The sequence below is a fragment of the Bartonella sp. AP150HLJHH genome (assembly GCF_042196385.1).
In the GTDB taxonomy this organism is placed as follows: Bacteria; Pseudomonadota; Alphaproteobacteria; order Rhizobiales; family Rhizobiaceae; genus Bartonella.
Map to the genome: position 1 here is coordinate 1 of NZ_JBHIQC010000010.1, position 12,639 is coordinate 12,639.

Annotated in this window: 10 protein-coding genes and 1 pseudogene; 7 read left to right on the top strand and 4 right to left on the bottom strand. The window is 37.8% G+C overall.

The features are described 5' to 3' along the window. The first annotated feature begins 497 nt into the window (after window positions 1–497). The 4 genes from pyrF (at window position 498) to ACFING_RS05560 (ending at window position 4,300) form a co-directional block, all read left to right on the top strand. Window positions 498–1,343 carry an orotidine-5'-phosphate decarboxylase gene (gene pyrF, locus ACFING_RS05545; protein WP_375630138.1) on the top strand — a complete coding sequence of 282 codons (846 nt, stop codon included), beginning with the start codon at window positions 498–500 and terminating at the stop codon, window positions 1,341–1,343. Between the two features lie 49 nt (window positions 1,344–1,392). Continuing rightward, window positions 1,393–1,650, top strand: a complete 258-nt coding sequence (locus tag ACFING_RS05550; protein WP_375630139.1) for a hypothetical protein — start codon at window positions 1,393–1,395, stop codon at window positions 1,648–1,650. A 42-nt stretch (window positions 1,651–1,692) separates the two neighbouring features. Beyond that, window positions 1,693–3,177: a histidine--tRNA ligase gene (gene hisS, locus ACFING_RS05555; protein ID WP_375630140.1), complete on the top strand. Its 1,485-nt coding sequence runs from the start codon at window positions 1,693–1,695 to the stop codon at window positions 3,175–3,177. Between the two features lie 589 nt (window positions 3,178–3,766). Then, the gene (locus tag ACFING_RS05560) at window positions 3,767–4,300 is read left to right on the top strand and encodes a replication protein (RefSeq protein WP_375621516.1); all 534 of its coding nucleotides are present in this window, start codon (window positions 3,767–3,769) and stop codon (window positions 4,298–4,300) included. Window positions 4,301–5,177: 877 nt separating this feature from the next. On the opposite strand, the gene ACFING_RS05565 is transcribed toward ACFING_RS05560, so the two are convergent. Then, complete coding sequence (locus ACFING_RS05565) at window positions 5,178–5,702, bottom strand: peroxiredoxin (RefSeq protein WP_375613588.1); 525 nt, start codon at window positions 5,700–5,702, stop codon at window positions 5,178–5,180. Window positions 5,703–5,919: 217 nt separating this feature from the next. Here ACFING_RS05565 and ACFING_RS05570 point away from each other — a divergent pair, with 217 nt between their 5' ends. The 3 genes and pseudogenes from ACFING_RS05570 to ACFING_RS05580 all read left to right on the top strand — a co-directional run. Continuing rightward, window positions 5,920–7,548 (top strand): alpha-D-glucose phosphate-specific phosphoglucomutase, encoded by a 1,629-nt coding sequence (locus tag ACFING_RS05570; RefSeq protein WP_375630141.1) that lies wholly within the window; start codon window positions 5,920–5,922, stop codon window positions 7,546–7,548. 1,076 nt (window positions 7,549–8,624) lie between these two features. Continuing rightward, window positions 8,625–8,960 (top strand): zinc ribbon domain-containing protein YjdM, encoded by a 336-nt coding sequence (locus tag ACFING_RS05575; RefSeq protein WP_375621518.1) that lies wholly within the window; start codon window positions 8,625–8,627, stop codon window positions 8,958–8,960. 876 nt (window positions 8,961–9,836) lie between these two features. After that, window positions 9,837–9,917: pseudogene (locus ACFING_RS05580) on the top strand (DUF4102 domain-containing protein); the annotation flags it as partial. A 446-nt stretch (window positions 9,918–10,363) separates the two neighbouring features. On the opposite strand, the gene ACFING_RS05585 reads toward ACFING_RS05580, so the two are convergent. The 3 genes from ACFING_RS05585 to trpS form a co-directional block, all read right to left on the bottom strand. Further along, window positions 10,364–10,942: a NifU family protein gene (locus tag ACFING_RS05585; RefSeq protein ID WP_375612176.1), complete on the bottom strand. Its 579-nt coding sequence runs from the start codon at window positions 10,940–10,942 to the stop codon at window positions 10,364–10,366. Window positions 10,943–11,001: 59 nt separating this feature from the next. Continuing rightward, window positions 11,002–11,493: a universal stress protein gene (locus tag ACFING_RS05590; protein WP_375612177.1), complete on the bottom strand. Its 492-nt coding sequence runs from the start codon at window positions 11,491–11,493 to the stop codon at window positions 11,002–11,004. A gap of 62 nt (window positions 11,494–11,555) precedes the next feature. Continuing rightward, window positions 11,556–12,626, bottom strand: a complete 1,071-nt coding sequence (gene trpS / locus ACFING_RS05595) for a tryptophan--tRNA ligase (RefSeq protein ID WP_375630142.1) — start codon at window positions 12,624–12,626, stop codon at window positions 11,556–11,558. Window positions 12,627–12,639: the final 13 nt, after the last annotated feature.

Genomic DNA, 12,639 nt, shown 5'->3' on the forward strand with positions numbered 1-12,639 from the left:
GGAATGCGAGTTTCCATGTTTTATCTCCTTGAATATGCTGGAGATACAATGCCTTTTTGCTAATTATGTTCCAAAAGGGATATAGAGCAGCTAAAAAGGAATAGGAAAGATCTAAAGTTAAGATCGAGATCATCATGGTGGGGCATTTTCTTTTGAAACTTTGTTTAAAGCGCGTTCATAGAGAGTTTTTGTTGATCATAAAAAAAGGGGGGTGAAAACGACAAGGCATGTCTATAGGGCTTTATGAGGTCATTATAATATAGATGCTGTTTTGTTTATATTCTTTCATAAATTTGAATTTTTATCTCATGACAATGTTTTGGTTGATAAACATATGATAAGCGTTACGAATGGGAATATATTTATGTTTCATAAATAAAAGCACATTTTGTATAGAGAGCTCTTTCTTTGTGTTTTCGCTATTGTATTCTTTTGACAAATGCTTTTCTTTTTGATTGTATCAAAAAGTTTAAAGAGAGACCTTGTTAGGATATAAAATGTTTCGTTCAACTTTTTTTAAAAATCGTGAAATCTATGGACCTCTTTGTATTGGCTTTGATCCGAGCCATAAAGTTTTGCAATCGTGGAAACTAAGCTTTGATTATAAAGGTCTAAAAGATTTTTGTGATATTCTCTTAACAGCAGTTGTTGGTAAAGTAGGGATTATAAAGCCGCAAGTCGCATTTTTTGAATTATATGGTGTGGAAGGTCTTCAAGCTCTCAAAGAACTGATTGAAAATGCACACGAACAAGGCATATTGGTTCTGGCGGATGCAAAAAGGGGGGATATTGGCTCTACTGCTGAAGCCTATGGTAAGGCTTGGCTTGGTTCAAGCAGTGCGTTCAAGGTGGATGCCATGACAGTTAATCCTTTTTTGGGTTTTGATGCTCTTATTCCTCTGATAAAGGTTGCAGAAGAAACTGGAGCAGGGGTTTTTGTGGTTGTTCAGTCTTCTAATCCAGAGGGAAAACAAATACGAAATGCGCTTATTGGTGATCAGACACTCTCTCTTCATCTTGCACAGTGTATTTGTGATTATAATAGTCAGTCTTCGGTTCTCCATCATAATATTGGCCCCATAGGTGCGGTTATAGGAGCGACATTAGGATCTGAATCAAAAGATACAATTGAGCAGTTAAACAATAGTCTGTTTCTCGTTCCGGGTATTGGCGCTCAAGGTGGAACAATGACACAACTAGCAAATCAATTTCCACAAAGACTTTTGCAGAATGTTATTCCCTCTGTATCACGCTCTATTACAGATGCTGGACGAAATATTGTTGATTTAAAAAATGTTATCAATCATTTTGCAGAACAAGCGCAAAGCACACTGATGTCTTGAGGATTTTTGCATCTGTAATAAATCCGAAGAATTCTGAGAGGGAGGGGTTTTGAGGGGGATGCTTCCGATTTATCAAGAATCAACTGTCGCTTTGAGGTTTCTTTCAACAAGCACAGATGTCTTTTCATTGAATGTTAAGCGGGCATTTCATGTTGAGCGGGGGGCTATGTTCCTATTGAAAATGCAAATATTTTCAGTAGATTGCCTTAAGGGTAAAGGTTTGCATCTTTTAAAAGCAAAAGCTTATGCATATTGTTACCAGTTTCCAGTTGATAAAGTTATTGCAGCGTTTGTTTCTATAAGATAGACACACGTTATCGGTGAATATATATTGTTGTTAGAGAAAAACATGTCATCAAAACAAGAAAAAACCAAAGCCCGTTTACCCCGTGGGTTTGTTGATCGTACAAGTGCACAGTTGTATGCAACTGAAACAATGATTGCGCAAATTCGTGAAGTTTATGAACTTTACGGTTTTGAAGCGCTAGAAACTCCAATTTTTGAATATACAGATGTGCTGGGTAAGTTTTTACCGGATTCAGATCGTCCAAATGCGGGCGTTTTTTCGCTACAAGATGATGATGAGCAATGGATGTCTTTGCGCTATGATCTTACCGCGCCTCTTGCTCGTTATTTTGCCGAGAATTTTGAAGTTTTGCCAAAGCCTTATCGCAGTTATCGTCTTGGCTTTGTTTTTCGCAATGAAAAACCAGGTCCAGGGCGGTTTCGGCAATTTATGCAGTTTGATGCGGATATTGTTGGAACACCAACGGTAGCAGCTGATGCCGAAATTTGTATGATGGCAGCCGATAGTTTGGAAAAACTAGGGTTTCAGCATCATGAATATGCCATTCGTCTGAACAACAGAAAAATTCTCGATTGCGTTTTAGAGAAAATTGGTTTGGGGGGAAATGAGCAGGTTGAAAAGCGCTTAACTGTCTTAAGAGCAATTGATAAACTGGATAAATTTGGTTCTGAAGGGGTGCGTTTGCTTTTGGGAAAAGGGCGTTTGGATGAAAGTGGTGACTTTACAAAAGGGGCGGAGCTTAAGGATAAAGAGATTGAGTGTATTCTTACCTTAACTGCTGCTGGAGCTGAAACAGCAGAAGAAACGCTTGAGGCTCTTAAAGAAGTGGTTGGTGATCATGTTCAAGGGCGTGAGGGAATTCGTGAGCTTGAGGAAATGCAAGCAATTTTTGCCGCAAATGGCTTTCAGAATCGTATCAAGATTGATCCATCGGTGGTGCGTGGACTGGATTATTATACAGGTCCTGTTTTTGAGGCTACGTTGCTTTTTGATGTTTTCAATGATGATGGGCAGAAAGTTGTTTTTGGCTCCGTTGGTGGTGGTGGGCGCTATGATGGATTGGTGGCACGCTTTCGTGGTGAAAACATTCCAGCAACAGGTTTTTCAATCGGGGTCTCGCGTTTGATCGCTGCTTTGCAAAATCTTGAAAAGTTGCCTATGAAGGAGACAACAGGGCCGGTTGTGGTGCTGATGATGGATAAAGAGCCAGAGGCGGTTGCTGGTTATCAAAAAATGGTGATGCAGTTGCGCGGTGCGGGAATTCGTGCTGAGCTCTATTTGGGGGCATCGGGGATAAAAGCGCAGATGAAATATGCAGATCGACGCCAAGCGCCTTGTGTGGTTATCCAAGGCTCACAAGAACGTGAGAGCGGAAAAATACAGATTAAAGATTTGATTGAAGGGGCGCGTTTGTCTCATGAAATTAAGGATAATCAAACATGGCGTGAAAGTCGACCAGCACAAGTGACGGTTGATGAAGATCAATTGGTCAAAACAGTACAGGATATTTTAGCCACCCAAAAATGATAATGGTAAAAGTCTTTATCAAAGTGATTGTTCGAAATATTTTGGAAATTTGAAATTCAATTTTTAAAATTTGTGCTTTGCTCGTTTATACGTGTTGGTGCACGCGTTCAAAAGCGCGGTTTTGAAGTGTGTGCGGCATAAAAGAGAGATTTTTTAAGAGATAAATAAGCGCTATTTGCTATAAAACGTGCCCTTCTGAGGATGCGATGATAATGCGTTAAAATGAGCAAAAAAATTGTAACGAACAAAAACTCTGAGAAAATTAAAAGGTTTCACGCAACGCTTTCCCAAAAGTTTATAAAAATATTGACAAGTTCATATTGGCTTCATCTTTGAATTCTCATCTATGAGTATAAAATCCTTTGATGTTCTCTTCTTGGACATTACAAAATTTAGCCTTATTGCAAAAGGAGGGAGAACTAGAGCGTTTTATCCTAAAAGACTTTTTAAGCTTCAAATAACAATGGAATGACTTAAATCGAACAATTTTTTACAGGAGCATGTTTGGATGAATTGTAAGCTGCCATAATGGTAACATACTGATAATATGCATTTTTCATAAAGTCAATTCTTTAACGGAGAAATGAAAATGGTCCAATATGATTTTACTCTGCTCTATGAACGAAATCCCTTTATTCTTGAAAGACCTGAGAATATTGGAAAATCATTTAAACTTCCTCCTTCAAATTTCGGATTTGAAGATCTTCCGCAAATTACCTTTTCAGGCGCCTCGTCGTGTCGGCGTATGATTTTTGGGTTATCATTTAGTGGTATGAAAGCATTTTTTGTGATGTTGTGGCAGGTAGGGAAAATGTTAGATGAGGGGGATGATGTGGATTTATGGTTTGATCAGATAACATTGGATCATGATATTCTTGAAGAATTTTTGACTTGCGATCTTTTAATTCAAGAACCAGAATATCTTAATTTTGAAAGTTTTAAAGAAGGTATCAAAGAATTAGAAACAAATAAAATTGTAGCGAAGGGAACAAAAAAAGATTGTTATTTCATCAATCCAGATATTTTCGGTCTTCCTGAATGTGATGAAGATTTTGAGTTCGATGAAGAGGAAGAGATAGAAACACACTTTACGGTAGAATACCCGAATAAACAACTCCTTTAACCGTTTTTCTCTTAGAGAAAAATAAAAGCTTAGAATAAATGGCTATGAGAACAGCAATGAGTCTGTTTATGGTATGTGAATTGGAATGTTTTCGGGATTTGTTTTGATTTAATATTCTCCATGAATGGTTCTTTATGCAGAGCAGTTTTTATGCCATATTTTCTTCTTTTTATGAGACATAAGTCAATTTGAAGTGTGCACCTCTTCAAACAAATGTTTGATCTGTATTTTCTTTCTTGATACTTTTGTGAACTTTGCAGTCTTGATGTTCATACCTCTTGTATTTTAGAGCGTTTACGAGAGGTATTTTTACTCTTTTTAATCGTTTATTCATATGCCAATCCCACTTGCTAATGAGCAAGAAAATAGTTTTAAGGGATTCAATATAAGAAGGGATAAAATAAAACAATCTTATGATATTCGGCTCCTCTCATTCAATATGCAAAATTATAAATTATCTTTATAAATCAAATTATTATTCGACACAAAGTTTTTCTCAGTATGAGAAATTTAGCATTGATCTTGCATATTTCATCAATACGTTAGTCCTTGATGTTTCCGAGAGAGTTTTTGCATGAATTTGCGCATTTGGCAATTGCATCCCCATTTTTTGATAGCGTGCAACAGCTTTTAACTCTTTGATTTTTTAGCGCTACAACGGGATTTTTCATCGGCAATTTTCCAAGCTTTTGCAAAGCCGTTAAAACATGAAAGATTTATTGAAAAATTATTGTTGGAATATTTTCTCACAGAAGGCGTACAATCAACTTATCGTGTTTGTTTTCACGAATAGATGTTGTAAAAAGTCAACGACACAAATCTTCCTCCTCAGAAAATTTGTGTCGTAAAATTTTGTTTAAATAGACGATTGGGGGAATTAGCTTTTCAAGGCTTTTAAAACATGTTGTGGTGAAGAAACTTCATAAGGATCTGTTGCACAATTATCTGAAAAACCTGCTTCTTCGAACCATTGTTCAACCACACCATCATTAATAACAGCTGCATAGCGCCATGATCGCATGCCGAACCCAACATTGTCTTTTGCAACCAGCATACCCATTTTGCGTGTGAATTCACCAGAGCCATCGGGAATTAACTTCACGTTTTTGATATTTTGTGCTTTTCCCCAAGCATTCATGACAAAAGCATCATTGACGGAAAGGCAATAAATTTCATCAATACCCGCTTGTTTAAATTCATCATAGAGCTTTTCAAAATCAGGCAGCTGAAAGGTTGAGCAAGTAGGGGTAAAAGCTCCAGGAAGAGAAAAAAGAATAACACGCTTTCCTTTAAAGTAAGCATCGCTGTTAACTTCTTGCCACCGATAAGGATTGTCTCCAGCCACTGATTCATCGCGTACGCGTGTGTGGAATGTTACATTGGGAACTGTTTTTTTCATCATCATGATGCTCCTGTATTCTTTTACGAAAATTTTGTTTTAAAACAGCCTTTGTATTTAAAAACATATGGTAAAAAGCGTTTTAAATAAAAGGGCTTCTTTAAAAATTCTTACTTCTAACGAGTGTGCAAATATTTCACACTTCCGTCAAGTAGAATTAATGGTCGACTTTGGATACTCTTCACCTTAAAATTATAGGAAAGAATATAAAGGTATTGATATGACCATAAAGACAGTTTTAACCACGGCTTTTGAGGGGCAAAAACCGGGAACGTCTGGTTTGCGCAAAAAAGTGTCTGTTTTTCAACAACCCCATTATGTAGAAAACTTTATACAATCTCTTTTTGATAATATTGGACCTCTTGAAGGAAAAATGTTGATTCTGGGGGGGGATGGGCGCACTTTTAATCGTACTATCCTTCAGATTGTGTTGAAGATGGCAGCGGCGCATGGTGTCTCTTGTGTTAAAATGGGAAGGGGCGGTATTCTTTCTACACCTGCTGTTTCGCATCTTATTCGTAAAACTCATGCCCATGGTGGACTTATTCTTTCTGCAAGCCATAATCCTGGTGGTCCAGAAGGAGATTGTGGTATTAAATATAATATTTCCAATGGGGGACCCGCTCCTAATTCTTTATGTGATGCTATTTTTGCAACATCGCAACGTCTTTCTTTTTATAAAATTCTTGAAGCACCAGATATTGATTTAGATAGGCAAGGTACGATCTTTATGGGAGCCATGCGGATTGATATTATTAATCCTGTCGCTGATTATGTTGCTTTGATGCAGGAGCTTTTTGATTTTGACTGTATTGCCAAGGCTGTTGCTCGAGGTCTTACTTTACGGTTTGATGCCATGCATGCGGTAACAGGGCCTTATGCCCATGAAATTTTTGAAAAATGCTTAGGATTTTCTGAAGGGACGGTGGTTAATGGTATTCCTTTGCCAGATTTTGGAGGCGGTCATCCAGATCCCAATTTGGTTTATGCTAAGGATCTTTATGATTTATTGATGTCAGAGCAAGGACCAGATCTTGGCGCAGCCTCTGATGGTGATGGAGACCGTAACCTCATTATTGGTCGTCAACAATTTGTCTCGCCTTCGGATTCTTTGGCTATTATGGCTGAACATGCACACCTTATTAAAGGATATCGAAAAGGTGTTGTGGGGATAGCGCGCTCTATGCCAACGGGGCGTGCTGCTGATCTGGTTGCGGAAAAACACGGATTAAATTTTTTTGAAACGCCAACGGGATGGAAGTTTTTTGGAACCCTTTTGGATGCGGGGAAAGTAACCTTTTGTGGTGAAGAAAGCTTTGGAACGGGCTCTCATCACATCCGCGAAAAAGATGGTTTATGGGCTGTCCTATTTTGGTTAAATCTTTTAGCGGTAACAGAAAAAACTGTCGCACAGATTGTTCAACAGCATTGGTTCACCTATGGGCGTTTTTACACGTTACGGCATGATTATGAAGAAGTCGAAGCAGACAAAGCCTTGGCACTTATAGAGCATTTGCGTGGGCATTTACCACAAGAAGGAACCGAAATTGCTGGATTTTTCGTCAAAAAAGCAGATGATTTTACGTATCGTGATCCCGTTGATCAGAGCGTTAGTACGCAGCAAGGTATCCGTATTTTTTTCGAGAATGGCGCACGGTTGGTGGTTCGTTTGTCGGGAACAGGGACGCTAGGTGCTACTTTACGACTTTATTTTGAACAATATGAAAGTGATCCGCGCAAACACAATTTTAATCCGCAAGATGTTCTTAAACCTTTGCAACAGGTGGCATTAAAACTGTTAAACATACAACAAGCATTGGGGAGAGATCACCCTGATATTATCACCTAAGATCATTGGAATGTTTTTTTGTAAAGGTATGATGATTGATCACATGGGTGTGATTTTAGGGGTGTGATTTTATGTGCATAAGGGAGATCTTCCATTTTCAAGCTCTCTTTGTTTTTTCTTCCCTTACATATCAATCGGATTCCTCAAACTGCCGGATTCTTAAAACTAAATGCTGTAGGAAATTATAATCGAGCATAATCGGAGCATTTATGTCCAATGGGTTTGCTCAATGGCTTGATAGAAATTTTTGTTTAATAGGGGAATGTTTCTCATGCAAAACAACATACGATCATTGTTGCACATTTCATATGTTTGTTTTAAAGAAGCTTCTCTCTCAAGACGCTAAAAACGCATCTTATGCGTGTTGCTTTGAAAGGTATAACCGGCCATCCATTGAGCAGCATCATTTTTACGCTTATGAGAGAGTAAGACGGCACCATCATTCACTTTGCCCGCTTTCAATGTTGGCTCTTATATTTGAGAGTGTTTAGTATTTTGGATAATCGTGTTACACGGATTTTCCTACTTGTAACATGCAAACAAAAGGCTTTGGTTGTTTCAATGTAAAAGGGGTTGAGAGAATCTCAGCTTATTTATCGGCTCTCATTCAATATACAAAACCATTAACTATGATCATAAATCAGTCTGTTCTCTAACATTATGACTGTTATCTTTACTTAAATAAAAGGTTAAGTTGGGGACATCATTTTCTTGTTTCTCAATGCTGCAATAGTTTTTAGCTCTCTGAGAACGTTTTATTCAGAGATGTTCCTTTTCTAATTGTTTTGTTATCCATTCGTTAATTGCATTGGTGATGTATAAGAAAATGATTTTGATTAATTTATTAGAGAGAATGAAGTGCGTAAATTTTATGATATGCGGGGGGCTTATTTGAGTTGTATAATGATCAATCATTTTTATAAACTTGTGTATAGTATGTGATGATAGTATTCATGAACACAGTTGGCAGATGAGGATTGAAACAAAGGGAAACATTTTTCTAAAATAATGGACAATAAGCACTTCTTGCTTTATGACCAGTCATAATGAATGTTTTTTCTAAAAAAGGGGAATTTATGACCCAATATCCCAAATGTCCTCGTTGTGATTGTCTTTATACTTATGAAGATGGTGAAAATTTTGTGTGTCCTGAATGCGCACATGAATGGCCACAAAAAAACGATGATACGGTTCTTGCCAATACTGTTTATGATGCCAATGGTCAGATTTTAACAAACGGAGATACCATTATAGTGATAAAAGATCTGAAAGTAAAAGGCGCTTCATCTGTTTTAAAAGGGGGGACGAAGGTAAAGAATATTCGCTTGGTGGATGGGGATCATAATATCGATTGCAAAATTCCTGGGATCGGTCAGATGAGTTTAAAGTCGGAGTTTGTGAAAAAAGTTTAGGCATTTATCTTCTTGCAATTGTTTTTGCATTTCGTTGGTTTTCTATTTTTACATTCTTCTCTAATTGGGCATATTTTTCTCCAATGGGCTTCTTTTCTTGTTTCATAGATTACACCAATCAGATAGGAGCAATATGTTTTCCTTTATTGCAAAGCCATGTATCGCAGAGAAATAGCGACTCTTTCTTTTCTTTTAATATGGGGTTATGAGGGGACTGGATGTTGACTCATAAGCAACAATAAAAGTGTGCGCTTTATGAGAAAAACAACGCCGTAAAGTAGACAAACTTATTTCTGCTGAATTGAAAAAATATTCTCATTTTTTTATCAGATAATTTCTCAAACAACCATAATAGATCTGGCTTCAATGTATTTATTTTTTATGGGTAGTTACACCTTTTGCGTCATATTTATGGAAATGAGATTGAAAATGATAGACGAAATTCTTGATTTTAAGAATGGAAAAAGGATGCTATGACCTTGATAAGGTCGTACTGTCATTCATTTTTCAGCTCTTAGTGCTGCAACAGTCTCTTATAAAAGTGTACATAAGAGCTATTAAAAATAGTTTTTGTTATTATCCAGTTTGTGCTGTGTAAGCGGACGATTTTGATTGATGCAATAAAAACATAATTGAAATAAGAAGAATGTCAGAATTCTCATTGCAAGTTGCAAAATGTGATCTTTGTCGAGTGGCTGAAACAACATATTGATTTATAATAATAAATTAGCGTTATTCATATTGAATTAGAACCCCGAATAACGTAGGATTCTCTTATTTCAAATCTGTTCCATGTTGAATCAATTAAAATCACTTGCTTGCACACCACACGCGGGGCTGGCGTGTGGGTAAAAATGAGGAAAGAAAGGATTAAAAATGACTCTTATGAATCGTCTTAATGAAAGAGCTGTCGCATCATTAGGGGCTGGCAGATATGATGATGGTGCCGGCTTGCTACAAGAAGTATTTTGCGTGATTTGTCGTTGGAAGCACTGAGAAAGATAGAGCAAATGAGCACTCTATCGTACAATGTTTTCTTTTTTGGGTTTTCTTTTTTTAACGAGGTCGTGTTTTCCTCGTTAAAATTGCATGACAAGATTATGAGATAAAATAAATTTAAAGTGCACACCCATGCATTGTACTTCTGTGTACGATTGGTTTGTTGGAATAACTTATGCTTCTTAAAGGGGGCTTTGAAATCTTTTTAAGGCATATGTGGAGGTGAAAGGTGAGTGAAGGTATCATTATTGGACAGATTTTTGTAACAGTACTCTATTTTTATGACTGCATGGCTTACTTCGAGAATTTCAGGAATAAAATGACGTAAGATCTTTACATTCCATGTTTGAGCACTGTTGAAGAGGGGCAATCGGTGTGGTTATTTTACCTATTGAGGTCAATATTTATTGTGGCATGGCTTCAACGCCTAAAACTTCAGGGATAAAATGACGTAAAAGATTTTCAATACCATGTTTGAGTGTTGCTGTTGAAGAGGGACATCCAGCGCAGGAGCCGCGCATATTGAGATAAACAATACCATTTTCAAATCCGCGAAAAGTAATGTCTCCACCATCGTTGGCAACTGCGGGGCGGATACGTGTTTCAAGGAGCTCTTTAATGGTTAAGACAATATCAGCATCTTTTTCGTCATAAAATTCTTCGTTAAGGGCATGGGTTTGTGCTTGTGTTGTAGCGTTGGTGGTGATCACTGGCTCATTGGATAGAAAATGTTCCATGATTGTGCCTAAAATGACGGGCTTGAGATGTTGCCATTCTCCTTCTTTTTTGCTTACGGTGATAAAATCATAGCCTAAAAAAACACCATTGATATTGGGAATATTAAATAGTTTAGCCGCTAAAGGTGAGTTTTTAGCTGCTTCTTCACGGTCACGAAATTCTAATACTCCCTCAGAAAGAACCACGCGTCCTGGCAAGAATTTAAGTGTTGCAGGGTTTGGGGTGGTTTCAGTTTGAATAAACATAAATTCTCCTTTTATAATGAAGGATTGGGAAGATCTTACATTGTAGAATATTATATTTTTTAGGCAATAGATCTAATATCTTCATCGGCAAGATTGCTAGGAATAACAATGACAGGGATTGAAAAAGCTGTTCCTTTATTCCCGATTAATTGAACAAGGGGTCCTGGCCCTTCTGTATGTCCACTGGCTGCTAAAACAATCAGTGCAATCCTTTTATCTTCGTCGATCAGTTTAGAAATCTCATCAATTTTTTTTCCTTCACGCACTACTATTTCTGTTTCAAGCGCATGGGTGGTGCGGACTTCACTGGCAATGTCTCCTAATATTTTATGAGCACTTTGCTTTGATTCTGTACGCATAACGTTGTTTACACCCAGAAAATGTTGAAATTCTACACTATCAACGACACAAAGTAATACCAATGTTCTACTAGTATTTTGGGCATGCTGTGCGGCAAACGCAACGGCACGCCGACACTCTGGTGTTTCATCGATAATAACTAAGTTTTTTTTCTTTGGTTCTTTTTTCGGATTTTGGGGTTTTGAAATCATGCACTTTCTCTATTTTGTACAAACGATTTTTTTGCTCTCTACAGTTTTTAGTTTTATTATTTTTATGTATCTTGCAAAAATCCAACAATTTCACGAATTTTTTTCATATTTTCTTCTGCGAGCATACTAGCACGTTTAGCGCCATCATGCAAAACAGAGTCGATATAATCATTTTCTTGATGAAGGCGACGTAACTCCTCTGTTATAGGGGCAAGCTTATGGACGGCAAGGTCGGCTAGAGCTGTTTTAAAATGCGAAAATTGTTGACCAGAAAATTCTAAAAGAATCTTTTCTTTGCTAACTTTGGCAAAGGCGGCATAAATACCAAGCAGGTTATCTACTTCTGGTCGTTCTTTTAAAGCGGCAAGGGTATCGGGAAGTGGAGCCGAATCCGTTTTGGCTTTGCGTATTTTTTTTGCGATAAGATCAGCGTCATCGGTCAAATTAATGCGTGAAAAATCTGAAGGATCTGATTTTGACATTTTTTTCGTCCCATCGCGCAAAGACATAACGCGTGTGGCTGTTGTTCCAATAAGCGCCTCTGGGAGGGGAAAAAAGCCTTGTCTTTTTTCTTCATCCGTTTGCATAGAGACGCCAAAATTTAATTCGGCAATACGCTGTGCATAGTCGTTGTTAAATTTTTGTGCAATATCGCGTGTGAGTTCAACATGCTGTTTTTGATCTTCACCCACTGGAACATGCGTTGCACGATAGACTAAAATATCAGCAGCCATCAAAGTGGGATAGGCAAAAAGCCCGAGGGATGCTTTTTCACGATCTTTTCCCGCTTTATCTTTAAATTGTGTCATGCGTTGAAGCCAGCCAATGCGGGCAACACAATTTAAAATCCAGGCGAGTTCAGCATGTTGAAAAACACGTGATTGATTAAAAATAATATGTTTTTGAGGATCAATACCGGCGGCTAAAAAGGCTGCTGTCACTGTTCTGGTGGATTCGCGTAAAGTAAGGGGATCTGGGTTGACGGTGAGCGCATGCATATCCACAACACAATAGAGACAGTGATGAAAGTTTTGTAGTTCAACCCAATGCTGAATGGCTCCAAGATAATTGCCAAGATGTAAGTGACCACTCGGTTGTACGCCGGAAAAGACAAGTGGTGTGAAGGTATCCATAGGAGTGCTCTTT